Raw genomic sequence first — 26157 nt, forward strand, 5'->3', positions numbered from 1 at the left:
GGCTCAGGAGATTGAAAGCCGAAATCGCGATAATCTGAAGTACTGCTCATGCTAGGATTTTTTGATTTGGATGATGCTGCCATACAAGGTCCCGAGCGATTCGGCTGCGGCGTCTGAAGAATACGTCGTCAGGGCCAGTTGAGCCGCTGCAACACCCAAAACATGTCGCTCCGAAGGATTGGACAGCAGGCGCCTCAGTATTTCGGCGAGTTTTTGAGGGTCCCCTCCCGAGAGAAGCACGGCCTCTTCATTCGCAGCCTCCACAGCCAGAGCCACACCCGCCGTGCTGACGCAGGCCAGCCCGGCCGCCATCGCCTCCAGCAGGGCGATGCCAAAGTTTTCCGAATGCGAGGGCAGCACATAGACGGTGGCGGCAGCCAGCGCGGACAGCTTCATGTCGCCCTCCAGATGACCGGCCCAGACCACCTGTTTCTCCAAGCCCAAGTCATGCGCCCTAGCCTTGAGTTCGGCGACATAGGCAGGGGCACCACTGCCTGCGATGACCAAAATGGGGTCGGATTCGGTCGGATTCGGTCGGATCGGGTCGGATTGAGGCCCAAGTCGGGCCATGGCCTCCAGCAAGAGTTCCACGTTTTTCTTGGGGTCCAGGCGCGACAGAAAGAGGATGATCGGCCTCCCTGCGGTTGCCGGGAAACGCGCGGTGAACAGCTCCGGCGATGGCAGGGATGAAAACGGTCCCAGATCCATGCCCAGCGGAATCACTGCGGCACGAGCACGGATGCCGAGCCGGGCAGCCTCGTCCGCCTCCTGGCGGCTGGTGTAGTGGATGGCGGAGGCATGATCGAGCACCGGTTTGTCCAGCAGGCGGAAGGACAGCGTCTTGATCCATCGCCTGCGATTGTTCATGCCCCAGGTGTTCAAGACGCCCAGAGGGCGGACGATGAAGGGAACACCGCGCAGCCGGCAGGCCCAGCCAGCCGCAAGTGTGGAGAAGGAGAACACCGCATGCACATGCACCACGTCATAATCCGCCACATGTCGGCGCAGCCAGATCAAGAGCGGGATGGAGACCTTGTAAAACTCCGTCTGCTTGGGGAAATAAAACACCCGAAAGCCCTCCTGGTCCACGGGAACGCCATGCGGCACCTCTTTCAGCCGCCGGCCCGGGCCGTCATCATCCGTCGTCGCCACATCCACCCGGATGCCGCGCGCCGCCAAAGCCCGCGCCATTGCTGGCAGTGCCACGCTCGGACCACCGTGGGCAGGCGAAAGGGATGGGATGACGTGGAGGGTTTTCAGAAAAGCTGAAATTGGAAATTGGAAAACTGAAATGCTGAGCCGAGGCGACTGGCGAGCGCAGAGTCAGACAGCGGCACGCTGCCCGGAGGGCGACACGAGTGTGAGGCACGAGGGAGTCAAATGCTGAAAAGCTGAAACACTGAAAACTGAAAGGCTGAGATGTGGAAAAGGAACTTGGTTTGACTGGGTTTGACCGGGTTTGACTGCCGTGGGGCTCTCAGGTGTTGTGAAAAGAAGAAAGTAGAAAGTAGAAAGTAGAAAACTGAAATGCTGAGCCGAGGCGACTGGCGGGAGCCGAGACAGGCAACGCGCAGCGTTGGGCAAAGCCCGAGATGAGCGTGGGGCGCGAACGAGCCAACCGAGGCGACTGGCGGTCCGTTCTCCGAAGCATCTGCGAAGGATGAAGAGCCGAGACAGACAGCGGCACGCTGCCCGGAGGGCGACACAACCGACCGAAAGGAGATAGACTGCCTCAAAGGCAGCCCAAAGGGTAAGCGAAGCGCATCAACAGTGAGGCACCAGGGAAAAACGCGGAGGGATCGGACGCTTTTTGGACAGTCGGAACGACTGGGGACGAAGTCCCAACAGCACGGGGAGTGATGGAGTCAATCAAACTGAAAAACTGAAAGCAGAAAGCCTGAAATGCGGAAAAGGAACTTGGTTTGACTGGGTTTGACCAGGTTTGACTGCCGTGGGGCGCGAGGGAGTCAAAGCTGAAAAAGCTCAGATGCGTTCCAGCCAGCGTTCCAGCCAGCGTTCCAGCATGAAAACGCTCCAAAGCACACTGGCACGGCAAGAGTTTTCAAGATTCGGCATCCAGGCCATCCTCCGCCGCTGCCCTATCCAAACGGATACCCAGGATTCTCAATGAGCAGGACCACGATGCTTGAGTAAATGGGATGGAATGACGGTGAAGAAGGCTCATTGGTCAAACCCTCACAGGCTTTTTGAGACGCCGATCAACAAACCAGAGCCGTTTGCCAGCGCGGTTCGTGACAAGGTCTTCCGCGAAATGAATTCTGGCTTGTCCAAGCGGACCATGAACCTGTGCAAGTCGGCCACGAATTCTTTTTTCCAGAGCCGGGTCATCAGGTGTGGTGCTGATGAGACGAATCTCGATGCCGCTGTCGTCCACAATCATTTGAATGTTATGCACCGCAGGTTCTTGATGAATACAGTGAAAAATCGCGACACTATGGACCGCGAAGCCATCGTCGAATTGGATGACATCGTTTATCCTTCCCGCCAGCACTTCAAAACGGCTGATATGTCCGTGCGTCATAAGCTCCGGCCGCTGTACCGCATCCCCCACCCGATAGCGAAATAGCGGCAGATACCGAGGATACAAAGTAGTGACGAGGATTGGGTGCGTACCGGACGAGTCTGGCGTTGAAAACTCGCATTCGACATAGTTGAGATCGGAATATACCTCAAAGGGAGCTGATCCATTCTTGAATGCCACCTGGCCAAATTCAGCACCGCCGTACTCCTGCACGACAGGGCAGCCAAATAGATCCTCGATCAATGCCGTTGAGTCCTCACTCGGAGCGGGTTCTGAGGTTGCGAGAACGAACCGCAGTCCTAGAGCGCGAAACTCGTCACGGAACTGTGTGGTATTACGGGCAAAAAGATCAAGGGCTGACGCATAGCCAATGAGACCCAGAGGGCGATGGCGAATCAATGCACGAGCATGCGATTCGCACAACGTACGACTTAGCCGATAAGCATCAACTCTTCTGTAACCCAACGTCCAGTCGGCCAGTTTGCGTTTCAGGTGATTCAATCGTCCCAGCAAACCGGTGCCCAGCAGATGAGAGTGCCCCCAGATGAGGAATAGGCGAGAACTCGGCGTGTAGCCAAACTTTTGCCATTCGGCAAGTTTGACGACTCGCATCCGGTCACGTTCGGACTGATTAAGGCCCAAGCGCAACGGCGTGCCGGTGGATCCCGCCGTTTTCATAAAACTGTCGGGCGGGCCGGAATGACGAATGAAAGACTCAGGCTGATCCTGCAATAACGGGCGGCTCAGGATCGGCAAACGATGCAAATCATCCCATGAATGAAGCTCCTTGGGCGCATGGCCACTCGTCACGAGATTCGCATAGTATGGAATATCCTTTACAGCATCAGTCCACTGCTTGCGGACTGTCGCCAATTGCGATGCAGGTAATGCCGCAGCATCGGGTGCTGCAAGCCGCCGTGCTGTCGCAGCTCGGAAATCGCTGCGAAGTTTGGAACTCAGAAGAAAGCTAAGCTGCATGATTTTCAGAAAAAGCCGTCGCCGCAGGCCTGATCACTCCCGCAAATTTCAGCGCCATCCGCAACCCGTTGACAGGGTCGCCGCGTCGGCGCCAGTCCGCAAGAACGTCCGCCGACCCCGCACGCAATACATCGATCCGGTCTGACTCGGTGACATCAAGCAGCGCTTCGGTGAGTGCCCTCAAGTCACGCGGAGGAAAGACGCGACCGTTCACTCCATCGCGTACGAGTTCCGCCGCAGCACCAACCACGTTGGTGGCGACGATGGCCATGCCCGCTGCGGCGGCTTCATTGACCACCAGTGCCCACGGTTCGAATTCGCTGGGCAGACAGAGCACGTCGGAAGCACGGTAAATGGCACTGACCATCCACTGTTCCTCCAGAAAGCCCGTGAAGACAACGCGACCCTTCAATTCATCTGGCACTCTTGCCTCCAAGGAACCACGATCCCCCCCCCCCAAGGCAACACCGCCTGCACCAATGAATACAAGATCCCACTCTGGCCGCGCATGAGCCAATGCGATGAATGCATCAATCAGCAGATCCGGGCACTTGGCAGGCGCGAAGCGTCCACTGAAAACGATCCTCCTGCGTTCCGCGCGAAGATTGAAACGCTGTCGAACTTCTTCGATTTTTTTCAATGGCAACGCTCGAATCAATTCATAATCGGGTTCATATGGAAAATCAAACAAGCGCTCCGTGTGCGCTCCGTATTTTTGCCAGTATTCGCGACCGAGACGACCGCATACCATCAAGGCGGTCACCTGCCGAACGATCCAGCCGACGACCACGTTCTTGAAGGCGGCCTTCAGGCCGATTGCAGTGTCCCCACGAATGTTGCTGTCACCAAAAAGCAGACTCGGGACACCACGGCTGTGACACCAGCGGAGAATGCGGATGCGACCAACGTCATTATAGCCCAGCACAAGCACCGCATCCACCTGATTGCTTTCGAACCACTTGATGATGCGCCCAGCCTTGAGCCACTCGAACGGCGCATAACGCAGTTTAAGTTGCCGGGTGAAGGGATGCCCCGGGCCAAATGAAATTGCCTTGATATCCGGTGTCGGAGCGTATGCATGCATGTAGTCCACTTCGTGAGTGCAGACGGTGTGCATGATGATTTCCCCGGCCATTTCCCGTGCAATGCGCTGGTGCAAATGCATGCGGTAGGGAGGCAGCGAATTGGCGACTATTGCCAGAACCGGCAGCCGCCTTTTCTCGGATAGCTGAGGAATATTCATCACGTCATTCCTTGTTTTTTGCGATCAACCTTGGGAAAAAACGTCATGAACTTGTCGGCCAGACTTGAACTTGCCTCTGTCCTCAGGTCCGAAACGGCACCGCTCAGGACACCCAGTCCTGTCGCGATCGCATCACGATGGCTGATACAGGCGAAATAATGATGCCAGTTCATACAGCTTCGCTTTACAAAATCGGTGCTCACTTCACGCCCGATCACGGCCCCTGCGGCTTCCAAGAACCCGGCGCGCAGGGCTTTCACTCGCTGCTTTAAGTTGAAACGTCTCTGGATGCCGGTGGGGGCGCGCAACGGGTCGGCATACAAGCGGATGAGGGAGCGTACGGCAGTCTCCTGCCAGAGGGCTTCGAGCAACGAGGGGTCCAACAATGGAGCAGTCACCGCGGCAATATAATCCTCATGCGATTTCGCCTCAGCAGCGTTGCTTGGCTCAGCAACCAACATTCTATTCTGCCGACGAATTTCCGTGGAGAAAACTCGCCCCCGCAGAGGTCGCGAGTTGAGATCGACATCAACCGCAAGTGACCAGTAAGTATCGACACCTTCAGCCCATCGTTCAGGGCAGACCAGCAAGTTCGCCGAACCATAACTGATGATGCCTCCGCCATAGTGCTCGATTCCTTGCGGTTGGTGGGCATGATGGCCATGCACAATCAGCGCGCCAGCATCGATCCATGACCGGTAGAGTTCCTGCAAATAAGGCGAGGGCCAGGGGGACATCTCGACTGAGGCGTGAACGGAGACGACCGCCACATCAATTTCCCCACGAAGCTTTGCGAGTGCTGGATAAATCCACGGCCCTATCTCAGCCACACCCGGCGCTGCCGCACCAGCTACGCCGTATTGTGCTTCGCAGCACGAGATCACACCCACACGCACACCATCGCTTTCAAAAACCATCGGACGCCGCGCTTCTCCGACATTCTTCCCCGCCCCGCTAAACTTACTCCCCGCCATGCTCAGTTGCTCAAAGGATTTCTCCATGCCCGCAGTACCGAAGTCCATGAAGTGATTGCTCGCAAGTGCGAAGTGGGTCTCTCCTTCGCTGCCCGGCAAACGCTCTGGCAGTGAGATCGAATAAAGCGAAGGGCCTGACTTCAAAGCGGGTTTGAGTCCATGCTGTGCGGAAAGTATCGGACCGTCTAAAACGCAGAGCACGGTGCCCGGGCCGAGATTCAACGCAGTCTCGTAAAGTTCAGGAGTATGGTCACCTGCGAGAATCATGCTACAATGCAAGGTGTTGTCGTCACGTTAAGGCAGTTTGAGTGGTGCTGGCATCAATAAACTGCTGTGCCCAGAGTTCCAGCGCCACTGGTATCCAGAGCGTCTCCGCCATGCTCGGTGGCAGGTGCGGCAGATCTTTCCACCAGCGGCGTACGACGTCGGCATTGACGAGCCCGCGTTGTTTCATTCCCGGTAGCAGCCGGTCCTCCATGAGGGATTCAAAGCGCTTGTCGGCAAAGTACTGTTCCAGCGGCAGACTGAACCCCGACTTGCGGCGATAAACAAACTTTTCGTCAAAGGTCCGGCGGGCGAGGCGTTTGAGAACCACCTTCGTCGCCCGCATCCGCGAATCGCGCAATGAAATCGACGGACTGACGAGACAGCGTCGCGGCAGACTACGCGCACAGGCCATGAGATCGAGATCAAGAAACGGCACCCGATTCTCCAGCGAGTGGGCCATCGTCATCTTGTCCTGGCGCACTAGCAGGTCCACCATGTAAGTCTGCATTTCGTATTTCAGGCAGTTGCCGAGATGGTCAGCCTGCCCTTCCGCAAAGATGACACGTCGCCGGCTCATCAGATTCTCGAAATCTGCTTCCGGCCTTAGTTGCAGCAGCAAATCAGACCGCTGCCACAACGAGGCACCTATAAAACTGTCCACCGGATTGCCGCCAAATTGCCGTTCGAGCCGCATCCCGATCTTCGGTGCCCGCCGTAGCAACGGAAGCCAGGGAGACACCTTGGGTCTCAGCCCTGCGTAATAGAACCGTGAGTAGCCACCAAAAATTTCATCAGCACCTTCTCCGCTCAGCAACACCGTCACCAAGGGCCGCGCCCGACGCGCCAGAAGCCAGATGCCGAGCGAGTTTGGATGATTCAAAGGCTGGTCGAGATGCCATGAGGCACGGTCAAGAGTCTCAAAGAAGAACCCGTCGCTGAACATGAAGCGATGACTGTCGGCCTTTGCCGCATTTGCCGCCTGTGACATCCAGTGCTCTTCCGAATAGCCTGGATCATCGAAGACCACTGAAAAAGTCTGCATATCGGCATCGAAGTGAGAACGTGCAAAGACGCTCACCAACGAGGAGTCGATTCCGCCGGACAACTGGCAGCCGACCGGCACATCGCTGATGAGCTGGGACTTCACCGCCTGACGCAGGAGATGATCCACCTTGTCGAGCGCCTCATCATCGGTCAGCGACGCCTGCTCGCTTCCATCTGGAATCTCCCAGTAACGTCGGACGGAAACGCCTTCCGCCGTGATCCGCAGGCAATGTCCTGGGCGAAGTTGCCGCACGCCTTTGAGAAGGTAGTTTTCTCCCGCGACATAACGAAACGCAAGGTATTCATCTAGGTGAGTGGTGTCCACCTCCGCCTTGAACGCGGGATGCATCAGGAACGACTTCGCCTCCGAGGCGAACAACAGCGCCTGCCCGGCCATCGTCCAGTAGAACGGCTTGATGCCAAGATGATCGCGCGCGATATGGATTTCGCCTTGTCGAAGATCGATGATGACAATCACGAACATCCCATTGAGACGCCCGAGCATGCCATCGAAACCGTGCGTTTCGTAGAGCTTGAGAATGACCTCGGTGTCGGTGTGGCTGCGGAACTGGCAGCCCGAAGCTTCGAGGTCCCGCCGGTGCTGCGGTGCGTTGTAGATTTCCCCGTTGAACGCCAGAATGATGCTGCCGTCGCCATTGAGCATGGGCTGGTGGCCAAGTTCGGAGAGGTCCTGGATGCTCAGACGATTGAATCCCAGTGCTCCTTCAAAGGCATTTCCAGCAGGGCCACCTCCCGGCTTCAATTCATGCGATCTTGCTAAGCGAAGTGAAAACAACCGTATTCCCTGATCATCCGGCCCACGATGACGCTGGATGTCGATCATCCGGGCAAGCACCGCCGCTTCAGCAGGAGCACCGTTTAGATTGAAGTAGCCGGCAATACCGCACATGGAATCAAGAGTGGTTGAAGGAAGTTGCTGGTTTGCCGAATTTCAGGGAACCCAGCACTGTGCGTGCAGAAACGGGCTTTCGAACAGAACGAAAGCGCCAAGCCAGCACCGGTATCATGAAAAAACCACGCATAATACCGCTCCGACGCCCATGACGTATGAGCCACCAGGCACGTTTAAGGCAACGTGCAAAGCCAAGCGGCCAGAGCAGCGCCGGATAGCGCAGGAATGTGAGAAGCCCAAGGTTGGCAATTGAAGCCGCATTAATGTGGGGCCGTGAGTGGTTCACCATGTCCGGGTGATGTGCCACCCGAAGCGAGGGTAGGAGATAAATTCGCCAACCTGCCTCGTGAAGACGCAAGGAGAGATCAGACTCTTCCATCCCATAGGCGGGCTGGATGGGAACATAGCCGTCGGTTTTGAGAAAAATGTCACGCCGGTAGATACAGCCGCAGCCGACAAACGAATCTGTGCGCCATATGGGACTGTCCTCCGGAAGGAATTCATTTGAATTCCCTTCGCGGATGTTTGCGGCAAGAATCGCAGCATCGGGAAAACGAGCCGCAAGTTCGACGACCCGTTGAAAAAAAATCATGTCCTCCGGTCTGGAATCATCATCGAAGCTCGCCACGAGTTCGTGGGTGGCGGCGCACAGGAGCTTGTTCCGGGCCCCTCCAGGCCCGCTTGTTTCCGTAGAAAACAAGATGCGGGTGGAAGGAAATTCTTTCTCAAGTTCAAGCGCAAACTTCGTCTGGCCGCCATCAACATGAACGAGGACTTCCGCCGGTGGAGGATGGCAGGCAAGGATCGAACGAAGCGTTGCGCGTGTTTGCACGCCTCGATCAAAGGCGGTGACGATGGCCGAGACCGGTACGCTGCCGGGTCCCAAGGCCGGTGAAAACTTCTCATCCACCATGAGAACTTGAGTTTGCCCCATGCAGTGCAGCCAGCAGGCGTTGACTATAGGCATCCAGGGATACGAGGTCCGTCGCGGCAGCGGCAGCTTCGCCCATTTTGCGGACGAGATCCCGATCATGATGGAGCATGCCCAGCCTCACCGTCATCGCTGCGGTGTCACAGACCGGCACGACGAAACCGTCCACACCATCGCGTACCAGGCTGCCGGTGTTCGGCGTCGTGACCACCGGCAGGCCCGACATCAGCGCCTCATAGGTGACCGTGGCGGAACCTTCGCAGACAGAAGGAAGGAAGAAGACATCCGCCCACTCAAACTGGGCGCGCATCTCGCTGCGCGGGATCGCTCCGGCGAGTTGGACAAATTTCGCCACCTGTGACCGCGCCGAGGGTTCGAGCGAGACGCTGCCAACCCAGCGGAATTCTGCGTCCGCTCCGAGCATCTGTGCTGTTTCCATCGCATAAGTCACCCCTTTGCGCAGCCCCGCCTCGCCCACGCTGAGCACGCGCAGTGGGCCGCTGCGCCCGCTGCGCGGGACTGGGGAGAATCGAGTGTCCACACCATAAGGAACCACCACACAGCGTTCCACCGGCCCGCCGCAATGGGCCACGCCGTGCTTCACGAACTCGGAGCCGCACAGGATGAGGTCTGCCAGCGCCCACTCCTCGTGCTCGCGCTCGATGGTCTCCTGCGTGGACGGACCACGCACACGCGGTGGTTCCCAGCCGGGAAAGCGGTCCTGCTCCAGAGCGAGGAGTTCCTCCTCGTAGGCGCGTGGAGCAATGCATTGCTCCATGACCGTCCTAAGACCGCGTTTCCGCGCGGCCTGAAGCAACTCTAGCGCCGCTGTGTTGAAGCCAAACACCCCACCCGCCGCTCCAAAGCCAGCCTTGGCGACTTGCCGCGCGAACTTTTTCCCCCCTGCAAGATAGGCGGCGCTCCGGGATTCGATGTTCTTGGCCAGCGCCTGCCGGGCAAAATACTCCAAACCCAGCAAGGGAAACGAGTGGATCAGCTCCCGTGACAGATCATCGCTGCGGCGTCCCAGGAGGCGGTTGACCACGGCAGGCCGCAAGCTGGCCGGGAGCAAGGCCAGTAAACTAGTTCCCGCGTCCCCGGCATAAAAATCCGTGTACAGGCGCTCAAGCATCCCCTCGCGGTGGAGGATACGCGGTACTGCGTAATGCATGTATGCACCGAAGCGGGCCACTACCCAGGTACAACTTGGCTTGTCTAACTTGTTCACTTATCTTTTTGCCTTCGATAAAAACCAGCGTCGCAGGATGCGTCCGATCCCGGAGCCATACTTGTGGATTACTCCCACCTTGAACTGTTGAAGCAGTGACATTGGCTGAAGACGCCGGTTCACAAACAGCATGTCACCGTAGCTGTGCCAGCTCATCTTGAACACCAGAAAGCCAAGGGACTTCATCCGTTCGATCACCTCCAGAATCGCCGGGAGGCTCGAGGGGTCGAGAAAGTCGTGAAACTCCACCGTCATCTGGCCCACACGCGCAAACAACTCCGAAGGCGCATCCCGCAGCACGGCAACTTCCTCGCCCTCAATGTCCATTTTGATCAGGTCAATGCGCGCAGCCGGTTCGAGTGCCAGTGCATCCGCGAGGGTCACGGCCGGCACCTCCACCGTTTCCGCACCAACGTCGGAGTAGTGTAAGGAAGAGCAGGTAGCCTGATTGACGTGAAAGCGCAGCGTGCCAGCTTTTGCCGCCAACGCCTGTGGCAGGACACGCACATTGGCCGGGAGTGAAACCCTGCCCAGCCAGGTCGGATCAGCTTCAAAGCCGACGACACGCGCGCATTTTGGTGCCACTAGGCGCGCAAAACCGCCATTGTTAACGCCGAAGTCAAACACCACTCCGTCATGCCGGATCAAACCGGGAAGGAAGGAGTGGCACCAGTAATAAGACACATTCACGAAAGTAATCAGCGGTTTCTGTTAAGTCCACACGTCTGGATCACCACATAAGGATCTGCGGCAGGCCATAACAGGTCTCAGACAACGATTTCCTGATCAACCGGAGGCGAGGGTAGTACCTTAAGCGGACGTTGGCATGGCGTGAAGTTGGAAAGAACCTCCGCCGTGTCCTTTCTGAGATACACTGACAGGTGATTGTAGTGTGTACATGTTAGACAAAGATTCTTGATTTTAGGAGTGGTGAACTCCTTTCTCAGCTGCTGCATCCCCGGGCCGAACCAGATGTCGGCCAGATGTTGATCACGCACATTTCCCACCACGAGTTCCCTTGCATCCACGTCGCGGCAGTTGCACCCTCCCACTTTCCCATCCCAATAGACCATGGGACCGAAAAACAGCTCGCTGCATGGACTCCACTTCGGCTGGTGGTTGTGCCGCAGTTTCATGTTTCCCGTCAACTCGTCCTGGGAGATTTTGCCCCCCCATGAATCGTAACGGAATTTCACCCCGATGTTTTCTGAGCTCACGGCTTGAACCACCCTGTGGTAGTCGGGATAGGAAAGAACCTCGTTGAGCGGGCGGTCCACCCGCATGTCCACAAAGAGCTGAACGGGCCGCCCGAGACGGTTGTTGATCTCGGCGAACTCCAGAACGTTTTTGAGCATCTGCTCATACATCGTTGACCGGTAAACCCGCAGATACATCTCACGGTCAAAACCGGAGGTGGATACGGTCAGCGCACTCAGACCGGAGGTGACAAGCTCCTCCGCTCCCAGCTTGTGCAAGGTCAACATGTTGGAATACATCGAGATGGTCTTGATCTGAGGGTGGCTGCGGGCATAGCGGATGCGCTCGATGATGTGCTTGTCCACCAGCGGTTCCCCGACGGTGGGGGTGAATCCAAGGTTGCCGCCTCCGCACTCGATGTAATCGGCCATGATCTTGCGGAACAAATCCATGTCCATCACGCCAGTCGGCCGGGTTTGGTATTGATAGGCGCAGAACACGCATTTGGCATTGCAGATGTTTGTGGTCTCGATGTTCACGTTTCCCATCGCCGCTGAAAGACGACTGATCAGCGCTTTCTTGTGGAAGGGATAGATGAGCATAGCCCGTAACCGTTCCAACTGATACAGCGCTTTGCGGGTGAACAGGGAAACGAGATTCGGTAGATTCATAAAGTAGTCCTCTTTGCTTGAGGTTTGTCCCTCGCTGAGACAACTTTTAACCCGCCGGGTTGAAGTTCTGATTCATGCAGTGTCCCTCGCCCCAACGGCCCCAAGATTTTGGCGACTTCTTCAAGCGGCAATATTCCGATGCGGCTTAGCTTGCGACCAAGCCGGTAAGTCTGCCCGGCAACGGGATTCCGAAGCCGAAGGGTCTGGCAAATGAAAAAAATCGCATGAATGTACCCAACAAAGGTCGGATACAGGCAGCCATGGGTCAACCCGTAACGCAACCCATTGAAGATGGTTCCAGGAAAGTGGCAAATGAGATCAGGCAGGGGCACGTTCCAAAAAGCATGGCAAAGATCATTTCTGCGCTCCAACATACGCCGACGCCAGCCGTCCCTCACAGGTGAGGCATAGTGGAGAATGGGATCGGCAGTTCCAAGCGCGGTAACGTAGCCGAAGTTCAGAAGTCGCAAGCAAAAGTCCCGTTCCTCGGTTCCGGTTTCTAATGCCTCTCGATAGCCCCCAAATTGCAGAAACACATCGCGTCGGACAGCGTACGCCGTTCCAACAAAAGCGCCCACAACCCATGTTCCCGGTCCAGCCGGGATTGGAGTCCTAATCTCTGGGCTGACAAGGATGTCCTTGTGTGGAATGCTAACTGCGGCAATCCTGGGATGGCTGAAGTCCGCCAAGGTTTGGCGCACGATGGAAGCCGTTGAGAATTCCGCATCGTCATCAATGGAAATGATATATTCACCGTGAGCCAGTGAAGCGGCACGATTACGCTGCACACAACAGTTCACTGATATCTCAGACTCCACCAGCCGAACGCTGGTAAATTCCTGGCGGACCATTTCGACCGTTCCGTCTGTCGAAGCATCATCAACAACGATGACTTCACAAGGAATGTCTTGCATCAATGTGGAATACAAAGCCCTTCGAAGATCAGCTTTGCGGTTCCGCGTGACAATAATCACGCTGGCAGTTGGGTTTCCTTCTGGCATGGATTTATACGTATGGTTTGAGGGACGGGCCATGGACTGGCGGGAATCACTCAAAGGGTGGCAGGCATTTGTTACATGCGCCCAAAAGTCGTTTCGGATGGACTGATCTAGTTTGTTAGGAGATCAATCCTGTTTCTCTCACTAGCCACGCATTCATAACCCAGGTTTGAGGCCTTCCGCAACCAGCGTTTCGAGTGCCAGAAAACCGTTCGGCATGCGCTCTGAAGCGGCGAGGTTGCTGAGAGCGGCATGCCGGCTCTCTTGAAGGAGGGGATTCGTCACGGCATCGAACCCGGCGAGCGCGAGCGAGCGGTTCAGCGTCGGTTCATCAAAGATGAACTGGTGCCCCCAGGCCCGCATGAAGTTGTTGATGGCATAGGCGGCGGTCGCGTCCTGAGCCCAAGGTGTCCAGCGATCCCGGCTTTGCCGGATGTATTCCTGTTCCAGCGGAGAAAGCTCCCCCCGGAGCAATCTGGTCACGAACTTTAAGTCGGGGGTTGCAATGCGAATAACACCTCCTGGTTTGAGCACACGGAAGCATTCGCGGAGCATCCTCACTCCATCCGTCCAAGGCACATGTTCGATCATGTGCTCGCTATAGATATAATCAAAGACATCTTCATCGAAGGGAAACCTACGGGTTGCATCAAGCCGGATCTGATTACCGGTTGGATAAAGGTCGGCATTCAACCAGCCTGGAAGGTTGTGGGGACCACAGCCGATGTGCAGTTTCTTCGGGCCATTCTGCTTCAAATATAGCTGTGCGACACGCCGGTCTTTAAACGTTGCAAGCCGTCGAGTGCGTTCGACTTTAGGTTGAAGCCACATCCACGCCCGACTTGCTTGGTCATAAAGGCCAAGACGATGAAACAGACTTTTGACGAAGGTCATGCAGTGTATTTTGTTAGACTCGCTTCGTCGCCCTCACCCACAGAAATCTCTCGCCAGACGTGGGTGGCGGCGAGTTATCGGTAAAGTGGCTGTAGGCAGCTCCTTTGGGGCCTTTGGGTGCGGTCCGGTAGCTGACAATATCAAAATGTTTCAGCAGGCTTTCCTTCACCTGGGCCTCCGTCAGGGTCTGAGGCTCGCAGAGTGTGGGTTCTTCATCCAGGTTGAACGACCCGATCAAGGTTCCACCGGGCACGATCACCCGCCGTATTTCGGCGCACATGGCGTCCAGATCCACCACGTGGTCCATCGCATTCAGTGTGAACATCACATCCACATAGCCCGAAGGCAGTGGAATCTGTTTCTCCGAACTCTCCACATAGACCATGTCGTGGGTGCGAATTTCAAATCTGGAATAAACCTCGGTCAGGACGTCGATCCCGATCCGGAGCCGGGCGTTCTTTGCCCACACAAGGCTGCCACGGGGACCACAACCAAAGTCCGCGACGATTTTACCAGCAAGGAAACCGTCATCCTCCTCCTGAGCCATGCCAAGCATCGTTCCCTTGTAGTAGTCGTTCTTGAAGCAGCGACCGTCCTGTTCCCATTCGTATTTCCAGAAGGCGAGTTCGTGCTCGTATTTGACCGTGGGTGGTAGCATTCGAATCACCAGCGATTTTACTACCGGTCGAAAGAAGGGAGGTACGAGGTGTTGCAGTTTACGGAATCCAGCCATGTTCATAATGCGATGGTGCTGAGTTTAGGTGTCTTGATCCAGATTAAATTTGCACACATTTACCTTCGGCGTAGCGGGCGAGAATTTCCTTATAGAGTCCCACGGTTCGTTGTCCTACTTTGGGCCAGTCCAGTTCCTCCGCCCGAGCTCGGCTGAGAATTCCAAGTCTGGTCGCACGCTCCGGCTGGTTGCGAAGGTCGAGCACGGCAGCCACCAGAGCATCCACAGAACCGGCCGGGCACAGGACAGCAGCATCGTGGCCGGTGTACTCACTGATGCCACCTACGTCTTCAGTGACAACAGGGAGGCCGCAGGCCATCGCTTCCAAGACCGCATTGTTGGCGGTCGCAGCATCCACTGTCATAAGCAGGCAGGATGCGGACCGGTAGGCCTCCCGTAGATCGTCGTCGTTCAATCCCGAACAAAAATCCACGTTCGGCACATCCTTGAATTTTTCCCGGTGCTGTGAAGGTGCCACCACCCTGACCCGGATGCCTGGATCGGCCGCGAGGCGTCGGCAGACTTCAATCAGCCGCGTGAAATTCCTCCGATAGTTGCCGACGAATATAACGGTGAAAGGACCGGGTTTTTGAAGTTCTTGCGGCCGAAAAAAGTCACAATCGATCCCGTGATGCAAGACATGGATATGCTCTGGTGCAATCCCTTGACTGAGGAAGAATGGACGCTGAACCTCGCTCATCAGTATCACGGCACTCAGCCTTCGCAAACGTGAGGGAAAACGGAGTATCTCCGGCAATGTGTCCGGGCAACAATGAAAGGTGGCGCACAGAGGCACGCCCGCCTTTCGGGCCCAATAGTCGAGGAACCCCCAATCTTGATCTCCCCACAAAATGTGAACTACTCCATTGAACCCGGCTCTCAGCATTTTCCTTGCCTGCCATTCGACTTGGAGCGAACCAAGTCGATACCAAAGGGTGCCAGTGAACTGAGTCAACAGTTTCACGAACAAACGCTGGGGCAGACCTTGGGGTTCTTCACGTCGGGTCTTGAGCAGGCTTGAATTCGGTACATAGTCTGCCAAGTGGGTGTAGCCAGAATTTTTTCCGTGTGCGTCGACTTCGTTAGCCAGAAGCAAATAGCGTGAATTTTTCATCTAGTTCGACTTATTTCTGTTCTGGATCAACGAGCGCAGCTTCTTCATAGCGGGCACGATACCTGGCAATCTCCGCAACCCCCTCACAAGCGTGGGACGCACAATCAAGCGAAAGTAATCAGCGAGCGTGAGAATGGGCCTGGCTCCCCATGGCTGATCTCGCCAATCGCCCTCAAACATCTGCTCCTTGAGTTTGCGAAAGACATCGGTGCGCTTGAAGCGGCGTTCCAGCGACCAGCGCCCTGTCTCCTGTTCAAGAAATTCCCGGAGAATACGGCAGGGAAGAATCTGCGTGTCATCCACCATCACTCTTCCGCCAACAGCGAGCTTCGTGCAGGTAAAGAACCAGTCGATGAACGGTGCCGGCATTGCATGCCAGCCGTCGATCAGAACGAGATCCAGAGGTTCCGGTCCAAAATTCGGCAGCACGTCCTCCGACTTCGCGGCGATGAAAGTCACCTTGGAAAAATCTACGCCGTGCGCCAGCCCCCAGCGCCGGATGTGATCGTGTTCCTCGGGGATTGGAGAGATGACCGTGTGCTGTGCTCCGGCCATCGCAAAGATGAGGGTGCTGTAGCCACAACCCGTCTCCAGAGTGCGATCCCCTGGTCTGACATTCTCTGTGAGCCAGTCCATGACCTCTTGTGCCAATGACCACTGGTTCTGGCCATCCTCACCATGCAAGCAGGGGCTTTCAGTCAGTAATTCGCGGTATGCAGGATGGAACGAAGACATGCTAGTTTGAGTGATAGCTCTCGCGCATGGACGTATGAGAAAATTTCCGGCGCAACGAAGCCAGATGTTCCGCCATGCGAAAGCCCAGCAGACGAAATACCCGCTGGTAACCGGAAGGCGCGGCACCACCACGGGGCACAAAGCCCGGCAAGGAGGCCTTGATGGTCTTCACAACAGAGGCGGCAAAGCCGCGATCATACTGCCAGACCATACGGGCAACCTCAAATCGGGATTGGTTGATCGCATCAAGACGTTCCGGTGTCAGTTGACCTCTAGGGCGAAGCCACTCCTCGGCACGACGTTCAATTTCCAGCCGCTGCTGGTGAACTTCCGGCCGGTTCCGTTTGCAAACCGTGTGCTCTCCCCATTGTCGATACACGGCCCCGGCATGGTCCACATAAACAAATCTTCGTCCAGCCATCATCAGGCGGAGGAGCAGCTCGTTCTCCTGGCAGCAGGGCTGGCCCGGCTTCCAGCCACCCACATCCACTATTGCCTGCTTGCGCCAGAGAAAACCTCCGGTCTGTGGCATCTGCCAGCGTGCCAGCAAAACCCACAGATCATTAGGTTCAGGCACCTCGACCAATGTCCGTCGCCCAGACACTTCGTCTTCCCAATACACCGGACTGAAGATGATGTCCGCTTCAGAACGCTCCGCCGGCACTTCCATCTGCGGGCCGATTTTGTCCGACAGGAGATAGTCATCCGCGTCCAGATATTGCAGCCATTCTCCACGCGCAAGTTCCAACAAGCGATTCCGTGTTGCGTTACCGCCGCGATTCGGGCCAGTCTCCCAGCGGATATGGCCGCCAAATCCCTTGATGATCTCGAGACTGCGATCAGTTGAACCATCGTCCACAATAATAATTTCCTTATCCGGCCAAGTTTGCTCAATCGCGCTCTCAATACACTGGCCAATCCAGCGCTCCGCATTGTAGCAAGGGATAAGGATAGAAGCCATCATTATGCAAAGTGCCCACGCTTGAGCAGAGAAGCCAGATTAAACTCATGAAGAACGCCTGGTGTCAAAGGCTGATAGGTTCGCAGAGCTTGCAGCAGCCAGCGCGGCCCCTTCTTCCCCTTCCCGCCCCAAGGACCCAGCAAAGAATTGTTGCCACCATGCCCGGTATTATAAACAGCTCCACGGAAAGGCAGAACCTCGAGCGGTGTTCCAGCCTGACGCATCGCATCTTCGATTCCCAAGTGGCCAGATCGCAAAATGATGCAATCAAACTCATCCTGTGCCGAATTGGTTCCTCTTGGGTATGTGATGCAACGAGATGCCACAATCGCATTTGTCCCGCAGTTAAATCTGTTTGTTCTCTGGATCCACCAGCTCCCCGGGATGTACACATAACCTTTTTTTATGATCCAACCGTTCGAGTCAGGGTGTTTCGCCGCCAATTCAGTGAGCTTGGAGCTAACAAGATCGTCCGAGTCCATGGCCATGATGAACCTAGATTGGCACCGCTCGGCAAGACGCAAGCCCAGAGCGACTTTATCCCATTTGTCCTTCAATCGCAGATGATAGTCCGTGCGAGGCGGAACCGGGAAATCAGCGGAGACAAATTCAATCCTAGGATCGGTCAAATGATGGCATTCCGGTTTCTCATGGCCCACAATAACGGCCCGCCAAGCAGGGTTTTTTTGACCGACGATGGAACCCACGCACGCTTCAAAGAGGCGCATGGTGTTGTCCCACTTTTTCGCCACTTGTTTCGATTTTAGTGAGAGGACGAAGGTGATTTCGCAATTAAACTGACCCATAAAACATTAATACAATCAGGGTGAATAGTGGCTCTGCCAAAGCGCTGGATAGGATACCAAAAGAAGCAACACGGCTATTCTCAGAGCATTCGATACACGCAGCGTTACTGAAGGATCAGCATCCAACTTTATCTGCAATCAAGGCCCGGTAGATCTCCGCTTGCGCAGTCATCTGACTCTCAAGATTAAAGCAAACCTCGATATGCTGACGGCCGGATCGAGTGATTTCTTGGAGCCGTGTCACCGAAGCTCCCAATTGGAGCAGCGCCGAGGTCAAGGCCGGAACATCGCCTTCGGGACAGAGATAGCCCGTCACTTGATCCTTGATGACAGTGGGGATGTCGCAATGCGCGGTGCCAATGCAAAGGAGCCCTTGGGCCATTGCCTCGGTCAGCACAACGGGCGAACCTCCCTCGGCATCCCCACTTTCAGCGTGGCGGCTGGGTGACAGCATAATATCCTGCCGGGCCATGATCTCCCGGGTTTCAATCAGGGAACAAAAACCGGCGAGGTGAATTCTCCCGGCACAAGCCGGGTCAGCGACGAGCCTTTGAATCTCTGCCTTGATCTCCTGCCCCTTGGGATCATCGGGACTGGCGTCACCAATGATGGTGAGATGAATATCCATCCCGGCGGCCATGGCCATGACACATGCCCGGACACCGTCCACCAACCCCTTCTTCTCAACGAACCGACCCACCATGACCACCCGCAGCGGCTTGGAAAACGAACGTTCTGAGTAAGGAAGTCGTGAGAGGTCTGCGCCCAGGCGATGTACAATGATTTTTTCGGGAGGGCAGCCCAGTGTCACAAGCCGTTCTTTCATGGCCGGGCCTTCGACGAGGAAACATCTGCCTTGCCTGAAGAGCCGCGCATATCGTCCACACCAAATGGGCTCCTCAGTCGGGAGCCTCCACGCATCGAAGCCGTAAAATGACGTGACAAGTGGAATTCCCAGTCTCGCTGCCATTCCAAGCTGCTCCCAAGCCTGCATGCCAAAGTGCGCGTGGAGGAGATCTGGTTTTAGAGACTTCACACGCCGCTCGGCTTTTCGCCTGTTCATACCAAGCCGGCTCCTGAGTGAGAAGATCAGCCGCGCAAGGAGGCCCTGCTTTGATCTGCCTTCCGAAATCAGGATGATCCGATTTTCATCAAGGGGAAAGGCATCAAGGTTTGCCGTGCTGCTGCACAGGACGGAACCCAAAACCCCGGGCACGCGCATGACCTGCGGGTAGATCCAGTTTTCGGACACGTTGAGAAATGGCTCCACACAATGAACCACACACACGGTCTTGGCATTCACTTCGCTCACTCCAGAATTCCCCGCACCGTTTCGATGACATCCTTCACGTCCTCGTCAGAAAGTCTTGCCGACAACGGCAGGGAGACGGTTGTTTCCCCGATTTTCTGCGAAACAGGAAAGTCAGACAGTTTCCATCCAAACCTGTCCTGATAAACGGGATGTTCCGGGATGGAGCGGTAATGCACCCCTGTGCCAATTTTTTGACGATGCATCCGGCTGATGAACTGGTCTCGTGAAACAGGAGCACAATCAGGATTGATCAACAAGGTGAACAGGTGAAGCGCATGCTTTGACCCAACCTCGAATTCAGCCGGAAGAACAACCGGCAGATCGGCGAACGCCGCCATGTAGCGCCTCCAGATTTCAAGCCTTCTGTTCCAGTATCGTTCCACACGGGTGATCTGGTGCATTCCGATGGCAGCCTGCAGATCCATCATGTTGTACTTGAAGCCGGCCTCAACGACCTCGTAGTGCTTGTATCCGTCGTCGGAGAATCTCTTCCAGGCGTCCTGGGACATGCCATGCAGAGCCAGCACCTTGATGCGGGCAGCGACGGTCGCATCGTTGGTCAGAACCATGCCGCCCTCGCCGGTGACGATATTCTTCGTCGAGTAGAAGCTCAGAACACCGCAATCGCCTATCGTCCCCGCCTTGCGGCCAAGAAATTCGGTCTCGATGGCATGGGCGCAGTCCTCGATGATTCTCAACCCATGTTTCTCCGCCAGCGCCGTCAGCCTGCTCATGTCGCAGGCCCGTCCGGCAAAGTGCACCGGCATGAGCGCCTTGGTGCGCGGCGTGATTTTTCGGGCGACATCCTCCGGGTCCATGTTGAACGTGGCGGGATCCACATCCACCAGCACAGGCGTGGCTCCTGAATGAATCACCGCATTGATGGTGGCACAGAAGGTCATGGCAGGGACAATAACCTCATCTCCAGGCTGCAGTCCGAGCGCCAGACAGGCCAGATGCAGCCCGGCCGTGCAGGAGTTGACGGCCACCGCATGCTTCACCTCCTTGTGGGCGGCGATGCGTCTTTCAAACTCAGCCACCTTGGGTCCCGTGCCCAGCCATGCCTTGCGCAAGCTGTCCACCACTTCCTCGATCTCGGGCTCTTCGATGGCCGGTTGTCCAAAAACTAGATAGCTGTCTCTCATCAGTTCTAAATCAATCTTGCAGTGTGTCAGGATGTCGGAGCGGTCAGATGATCAGGCATTTTTTCTGGCCACAAGATCAATCCGCGCAGCAATTTTTTCTTTGCCAACCACTTTTGCAGCCAAGCGAACAAGTCGGCTGGCGAACGCCGATGGTCCCAGCAGCGGCTGAGCCACGAAGGGCTGAGAGATCACATCGAAGCCATGCGATTCGACAAAAGCACGGAACTCTGACGGTGAAAAAAATGTCACATGGCCCTGATCGATGTCGAAGCGATTATGGCGGGAAGGTGACTTCACAATGATCACTCCACCCGGCAGCAGCACCCGTTGCAGTTCTCTGAAGAGAAGATCGTTCTGCTCCGGGAAGATGTGATCCACAAACTCATTCAAAACGGCCCCGCCCACGGAGGCGGAATCCAGGGGCAGCGTTTCTCCGCCATGCCATAAGCGCGCATCCACCAGCGGATGCAGCTCACGGCATTTCTCCAAGGCGCGCTCACTGCCTTCAAGCCCGACAGACGGGATGCCGAACTGCCTGGCACACTCCAGCAGGAAGCCCTGCCCGCAGCCGACGTCGAGCAACGGCGGACATGGAGCCATGGAAACGAACTCGGAGAGAAGCCAGCGGTAGTTTGCCCAGCTACGGCCTGCGTATTCCGTCTGGTAGTTCTGCCACCAGAGGTCAGGATCGGAGAGAGGCGGGATCGGATGCATGAGTGATCTGAAAACTGGCGGAACTGGCGGTCAGAGCTGGTCAAACTGAGGCAGCCAAAAGCTGGACATTTTCACCGGCTGCCCGGTGCGGTAGGCTTCGACACCCGCGAGGCAGGTCGCCACGGTCCTGGCGGCATCCACGACGGAGCAGACCGGTTTGCGACGTTCCTGGACGCATTGCACGAAATCCCGGAGCGACTCCCGCACCGCGAATTCGTGCTCATACATTCGGAGCGGGTAGTGGGCAACCGAGTACTCGCTGGGAAGCGTCTTGCTGCAGAGCAGCATCTCCATGATTTTGACCGTCAGCCAGGGGCGGCTCCACTGCCTGACATATCTGATGAGATTGAGCAGGCCCGGGCGCGGTTTCGGAAAGGCCGGTCTTGCGATGATCTCGAAGCTGCCGTCCCGGGCAAAGACAAGATTGTCCTCAATGCAGCGCTCATTCCCGTAAACCTTCACCGAATGATCCTGGGGGCGTCCGAATCCGAAAGCGGTCACCACCTTGCCGACGACCCCGGAACGAAAACGCATGAGGAGCACATTCATGTCGGATTCGGGATAGTCGGGAAAGGCCAGGTTGTTGGCCATGGCCGAGACCTCGACCACTTCGTCATTCAGCAGCCAGCGGAGAAGGTCCACAAAATGGCAGCCGGAGTAAACAAGCGGAGTGGCATTGTCCTCGAAACGCCAAGGGTCGTACAGCGAAGCCCGCTGCGTGAGGTTGTGTATGTAATAACCCTCAATGTAGCTGAGCGTGCCGAGGCGTTTCTGGTCGAGCTGCGCTTTCATTGCCAGATGTACCGGCAGGAAGCGCATCTGATGCTGCACTGCGGCAATGCGGTCAGGACACTCCCTGACAGCATCCAGGATGAGGCTGCAGCCCTCAAGCGAGTCCGTCAGCGGCTTTTCAGTGATGGTGTCCTTTCCAGCGCGAATGCTCCTAGCATAATAATCGGCGTGCGTGCGGTCCGGAGTGCAGATGGAGACGGCGTCCACATCCGAGCTGAGAAAGGTTTCAAAGTCATCCGTGAGCAAAATGGAAGGAGCCACCCGCTGCGCACGCTCCAGCCCCGGCTGCTTGGGGTCGAACACGGCACCAACTTCGCAGCCCAGGCTCTGAAAATGCCTGAACTGGGCCATGCCGGCCCCGCCAAAACCTGCAATGCCGATTTTCATGAGCGTTGCGAGGGATTCAGTTTGCGCAGGACCATCATTTTCATTTGTGAGTCATGGGAAGGTTTGATCTGAGGTGCACGGATGGTGAGTAGAAACCGGTCCAGTGCATAAATCAGCAGCGGCGACAGACGACGCGTCACGCGGATCGCCGGATGCCACATGGCACCGCGGTCCGGAATCCAGTAATACATGGGGAACACATGCTCCAGGGCCAGCCCAGCCTCCCTGAACACCTCCCTATAGTAGGACATCGGCCGGAACACGATGTAGTTGTTTGCTTGGTAGCGCTGCGCCGGCAGTGTATCTGTAATGATGAGCGTGCCACCGGGACGCAGGCTGTCAGCAAGCTTCTGTAAAGCCCGGCGGTGGTTCCCATCGTCAAGGATGAGATGCATGACCTCGATGGACTGGCAGACGTCATAGTCAGACCTGATCTGGAAAGCCGTGTCGCAGACATCTCCGCAAATCCATTCATGCTCCGGCATTTCCGCGCGGAGATGGTCCACGGCCTTTTCTGAAATGTCCACTCCCGTATAGCTGAGCTTTGGAAACTTCGACGCCGCCAGCTTCGCGAAGTATCCCTGCCCGCAGCCGGCATCCAGAATGCATACCATCTCCCAGCGGGAGACTCTGGCCAGACGCAGTGCTTTCAAATAGGCGGCTCTTTTGCAGCGGTAGAGCAGCTCTCCATACTCCGGCGTCATGGACATGATACCCGACTCCTTCAGTGAGAAGGTGTTGTAGCGGCTGTTCCAAAAATTGCGCAACCGCTGTGATTCTGCTGCCTGGGTGGAGTCTTCCATCTGCGAGCTAAAAATGTACCATCCTGTCTATTTCGCTGTCACACTGTCCGGCATTTCATACGCATGGCGTTTCCCGAAGGCAATGAGATGCCGTTCAAACCATTCATACGAAACCGCCGCCAGCCCAATGGCGGCAAGCATAGCCGCGACGGACACCGCCGCCTCCGCCGGGGAATGAATCCTGGGTGCCTGATTGAAAGCCACCGCATGAGCCGCACCTATGACAGGCTCATGAAACAGATAGATGCCGTATGAAGCCCGCCCAAACCACCGAAGCGGCGCGGCCTCGAGCACGCGCACGGCAGCTCCGGAAGGAAACATGACTGCACCCAGCAGGACCGTTGAGTAAAAGACAGCCAGGAAGCTGTGATTCAGCACACCCAGCGCATAAGGCCGCATGATCAGTGCGGCAAACATGACCGCCAGCACAATGGCGAACGCAGCGATGGCGCGCCCGGACTTCCCAAGCCACAAGACGAAACCCTCTTGCCGCAGCAAACAGGAGATCACCACTCCGGCCATGAGCGAGTCCATCCGCGCGGGCAGCAGGCAATATCTGGAAAGGCCCTCGTGCCCCATGCGGAAAAACAATGCGCAGGCGGCGCAGACTGCGCACAGAATGATGAGCGTCTTCTTCTGAGGAACCGCGAGGATGATGAACGGCAGCAGAAGATAGAACTGCTCCTCCACGGCAAGCGACCAGGTGATCCCCAGCCAGCCGGGCCCCCAGGACCGCCCCCAGGCCATCCAGAGGTTTTGCAGATAGAGGAAGTAGCTGTAGAGAGGGACGGGACTGGCCGTGCCGATCCCCTTGCCTCCCATGCCCTGGTTTGTCAGCAGCCAGCCCCACTCGTGACTGGTGCCATCAAGGCAGGAGCGAGCAATCAGGAACAGGATGAGGCTCAAAAAATAGATCGGAAAAATGCGGCAAGCGCGGCGCAGATAGAAGACTTGAAGAAGATTCCTCGAGCGCCTCTGATCGAGCAGAATTCCGCCGATGAGAAAGCCTGAGAGCACGAAAAAGAGATCCACGCCGCTCCAGTTAAGCCGGCAGAGAGCCTGGGCATACGCGGCCAGCGAGCCAGCCTCCGTATGCATCTGTGAGACCAGATTCCAGGAAAGCACCATCAGAATAGCCGCCCCCCGGAGCCCGTCCAGCGCGAGGAAACGCGAGGAAGAGTTGATCGTATCCAAAATGGGGCGGGTGGATGGTGACATTATCAATGCTCCAGATGGCGGTGCTCCCAGATGGCCTCAATGGAGACGAGGCCATTGGCACGATCCAGCGTGTATTTCACACCGCTCGAGAAGGACTGCACAACGGACAAGGTTGCAGCCCTAGTCACGTAATCCACCCGCTCATGCCCCGCATTCCCCAGCCAAAGATCAATGGCATAGACGCCGGGATACAAGCCGAGCTTTGGAACCGTGATTTGAAACTCATGCAACCCCAGTGCGGCGTCCCACGTTCCGCCGCCCATGGCATGACGCATCTCATGAACGGGGATGGCATCGGCGGTGGTGATGAGAACGGCGACCATGGAGGCACCTGCGCGCTTGATGACATCAAGGGTGATACGGAATGTAATGGCGTCTCCGCAATCAAAAGAAACGGCGGGCATGCCACTTTTGAGGAGCGCAATGGATTTGAATGACGCCTCTTTGTTCCCAGAGCGGTCGCTGCGGGAACTCAGGTCCACCACCGGCGCATCCCGGCATTGGCTGCCGATGTAAGCGTTGGCGACTTCGGACATAGAGCCGGCCAGTTCCACCCGGCCGGCATTCAACAGGATGCCGTGTTTGCATAACGCCGTCATCTTGCGCATGTCATGGCTTACGAAGATCACGGTGCGCCCCTCGTTCCGTGCGACCCCTTCCATCTTGCCGAGGCATTTGTTCTGGAATTCCGCATCTCCGACGGCCAGTACTTCGTCCACGATCAGAATCTCCGGCTCCAGATGCGCAGCAACGGCAAAGGCGAGACGCACATACATTCCGCTGCTGTAGCGCTTCACCGGTGTGTCGAGAAATTTTTCGATCTCGGCAAAGGCGACGATCTCATCGAACTTGCTTTTGATCTCCACCTTGGTCATGCCGAGGATGGCGCCGTTGAGATAGATGTTTTCGCGACCAGTGAGCTCGGGGTGGAAGCCGGTGCCCACCTCCAACAGTGAAGCCACACGACCACGCAACGTGATGCGCCCCGTGGTCGGCTCGGTGATGCGACTGAGAATCTTGAGGAGCGTGGATTTGCCCGCGCCGTTGCGACCGATGATGCCGACGACCTCGCCCGGCTTCACCTCGAACGAGACGTCTTTCAAGGCCCAGAAGTCTTCTTCCGCCGCAGGAGCAGCGGGAAAAGCAGAAATGGGAAATTGGGAAAGTTGAAATTTATCTTGGGCTTCGCCTTCGAAGGTTTCTGCTTTCTGCTTTCCCAATTTCAGCTTTTCAAGAAAGCTCCCCGCTTTCCGCGCGATGACATCGCGCAACGCGGTGTAGCGCTCCCGCGACTCGTGGTGGAGGCGGTAGCATTTGCCGAGGTTTTCGACCTGGATGATGGGGGGCATTAAAAAATGGGAAATTTAAAAAGTAGAAAGTAGAAATGCGGAGACCGGATTTCAGGGGGCATCGGAAAATTTGAAAATGAAAAAGTTGAAAGTTAAAATCCTAACTCTGGATCATTTCTGCTTTCTGCTTTCTGCTTTCTGCTTTCTGCTTTCTGCTTTCTGCTTTCTGCTTTCTGCTTTCTGCTTTCTGCTTTCTGCTTTCTGCTTT

Annotated in this window: 23 protein-coding genes; all 23 read right to left on the reverse strand. The window is 56.4% G+C overall.

Features of this window, described 5'->3' with window-relative positions:
• Window positions 1-51 precede the first annotated feature (51 nt).
• Window positions 52-1206 carry a glycosyltransferase gene (locus tag U1A53_RS00360; RefSeq protein ID WP_322278118.1) on the reverse strand — a complete coding sequence of 385 codons (1155 nt, stop codon included), beginning with the start codon at window positions 1204-1206 and terminating at the stop codon, window positions 52-54.
• Window positions 1207-2188: 982 nt separating this feature from the next.
• Complete coding sequence (locus tag U1A53_RS00365; RefSeq protein ID WP_322278120.1) at window positions 2189-3520, reverse strand: hypothetical protein; 1332 nt, start codon at window positions 3518-3520, stop codon at window positions 2189-2191.
• On the reverse strand, window positions 3510-4763 hold the full coding sequence (locus tag U1A53_RS00370) for a glycosyltransferase family 4 protein (RefSeq protein WP_322278122.1): 1254 nt from the start codon (window positions 4761-4763) through the stop codon (window positions 3510-3512). Before U1A53_RS00370 ends, U1A53_RS00365 begins: the two co-directional genes overlap by 11 nt.
• A complete protein-coding gene (locus U1A53_RS00375; RefSeq protein ID WP_322278124.1) occupies window positions 4763-6004 on the reverse strand; it encodes a CapA family protein in 1242 nt (413 codons plus the stop codon). Before U1A53_RS00375 ends, U1A53_RS00370 begins: the two co-directional genes overlap by 1 nt.
• Window positions 6005-6026: 22 nt before the next feature.
• Entirely contained in the window at window positions 6027-7958 is a 1932-nt protein-coding gene (gene asnB, locus U1A53_RS00380) for an asparagine synthase (glutamine-hydrolyzing) (RefSeq protein WP_322278126.1), read from the reverse strand.
• A gap of 4 nt (window positions 7959-7962) precedes the next feature.
• Window positions 7963-8874 (reverse strand): glycosyltransferase, encoded by a 912-nt coding sequence (locus U1A53_RS00385; protein ID WP_322278128.1) that lies wholly within the window; start codon window positions 8872-8874, stop codon window positions 7963-7965.
• Complete coding sequence (locus tag U1A53_RS00390; protein WP_322278130.1) at window positions 8864-9937, reverse strand: glycosyltransferase family 4 protein; 1074 nt, start codon at window positions 9935-9937, stop codon at window positions 8864-8866. Before U1A53_RS00390 ends, U1A53_RS00385 begins: the two co-directional genes overlap by 11 nt.
• Before the next feature lie 183 nt (window positions 9938-10120).
• Window positions 10121-10768: an FkbM family methyltransferase gene (locus tag U1A53_RS00395; protein WP_322278131.1), complete on the reverse strand. Its 648-nt coding sequence runs from the start codon at window positions 10766-10768 to the stop codon at window positions 10121-10123.
• Between the two features lie 119 nt (window positions 10769-10887).
• The gene (locus U1A53_RS00400; protein WP_322278133.1) at window positions 10888-11988 is read right to left on the reverse strand and encodes a radical SAM protein; all 1101 of its coding nucleotides are present in this window, start codon (window positions 11986-11988) and stop codon (window positions 10888-10890) included.
• Window positions 11985-13022, reverse strand: coding sequence for a glycosyltransferase family A protein (locus U1A53_RS00405; RefSeq protein ID WP_322278135.1), 1038 nt, complete (start codon window positions 13020-13022; stop codon window positions 11985-11987). Before U1A53_RS00405 ends, U1A53_RS00400 begins: the two co-directional genes overlap by 4 nt.
• 120 nt (window positions 13023-13142) lie before the next feature.
• Complete coding sequence (locus U1A53_RS00410; RefSeq protein ID WP_322278139.1) at window positions 13143-13880, reverse strand: methyltransferase domain-containing protein; 738 nt, start codon at window positions 13878-13880, stop codon at window positions 13143-13145.
• A 13-nt stretch (window positions 13881-13893) separates the two neighbouring features.
• On the reverse strand, window positions 13894-14619 hold the full coding sequence (locus U1A53_RS00415) for a methyltransferase domain-containing protein (RefSeq protein ID WP_322278141.1): 726 nt from the start codon (window positions 14617-14619) through the stop codon (window positions 13894-13896).
• 37 nt (window positions 14620-14656) lie between these two features.
• Window positions 14657-15727: a glycosyltransferase family 4 protein gene (locus U1A53_RS00420; RefSeq protein ID WP_322278143.1), complete on the reverse strand. Its 1071-nt coding sequence runs from the start codon at window positions 15725-15727 to the stop codon at window positions 14657-14659.
• A complete protein-coding gene (locus U1A53_RS00425) occupies window positions 15728-16462 on the reverse strand; it encodes a class I SAM-dependent methyltransferase (RefSeq protein ID WP_322278145.1) in 735 nt (244 codons plus the stop codon).
• 1 nt (window position 16463) lies between these two features.
• Entirely contained in the window at window positions 16464-17426 is a 963-nt protein-coding gene (locus tag U1A53_RS00430) for a glycosyltransferase (RefSeq protein WP_322278147.1), read from the reverse strand.
• Window positions 17426-18229, reverse strand: coding sequence for a glycosyltransferase family A protein (locus tag U1A53_RS00435; protein ID WP_322278149.1), 804 nt, complete (start codon window positions 18227-18229; stop codon window positions 17426-17428). The genes U1A53_RS00430 and U1A53_RS00435 overlap by 1 nt, the downstream gene beginning before the upstream one ends.
• Before the next feature lie 115 nt (window positions 18230-18344).
• Window positions 18345-19532: a glycosyltransferase gene (locus U1A53_RS00440; RefSeq protein ID WP_322278151.1), complete on the reverse strand. Its 1188-nt coding sequence runs from the start codon at window positions 19530-19532 to the stop codon at window positions 18345-18347.
• Window positions 19533-19537: 5 nt separating this feature from the next.
• Window positions 19538-20686, reverse strand: a complete 1149-nt coding sequence (locus tag U1A53_RS00445) for a DegT/DnrJ/EryC1/StrS family aminotransferase (protein WP_322278152.1) — start codon at window positions 20684-20686, stop codon at window positions 19538-19540.
• A 51-nt stretch (window positions 20687-20737) separates the two neighbouring features.
• A complete protein-coding gene (locus tag U1A53_RS00450; protein WP_322278154.1) occupies window positions 20738-21268 on the reverse strand; it encodes a class I SAM-dependent methyltransferase in 531 nt (176 codons plus the stop codon).
• 162 nt (window positions 21269-21430) lie between these two features.
• Window positions 21431-22579: a Gfo/Idh/MocA family oxidoreductase gene (locus U1A53_RS00455; RefSeq protein ID WP_322278156.1), complete on the reverse strand. Its 1149-nt coding sequence runs from the start codon at window positions 22577-22579 to the stop codon at window positions 21431-21433.
• Window positions 22576-23382: a class I SAM-dependent methyltransferase gene (locus U1A53_RS00460; RefSeq protein ID WP_322278158.1), complete on the reverse strand. Its 807-nt coding sequence runs from the start codon at window positions 23380-23382 to the stop codon at window positions 22576-22578. The genes U1A53_RS00455 and U1A53_RS00460 overlap by 4 nt, the downstream gene beginning before the upstream one ends.
• Before the next feature lie 27 nt (window positions 23383-23409).
• Window positions 23410-24600 carry an acyltransferase gene (locus U1A53_RS00465; RefSeq protein WP_322278160.1) on the reverse strand — a complete coding sequence of 397 codons (1191 nt, stop codon included), beginning with the start codon at window positions 24598-24600 and terminating at the stop codon, window positions 23410-23412.
• 2 nt (window positions 24601-24602) lie between these two features.
• Complete coding sequence (locus U1A53_RS00470) at window positions 24603-25949, reverse strand: ABC transporter ATP-binding protein (protein WP_322278163.1); 1347 nt, start codon at window positions 25947-25949, stop codon at window positions 24603-24605.
• Window positions 25950-26157 lie beyond the last annotated feature (208 nt).

The organism is Prosthecobacter sp. (assembly GCF_034366625.1).
GTDB lineage: Bacteria > Verrucomicrobiota > Verrucomicrobiia > Verrucomicrobiales > Verrucomicrobiaceae > Prosthecobacter.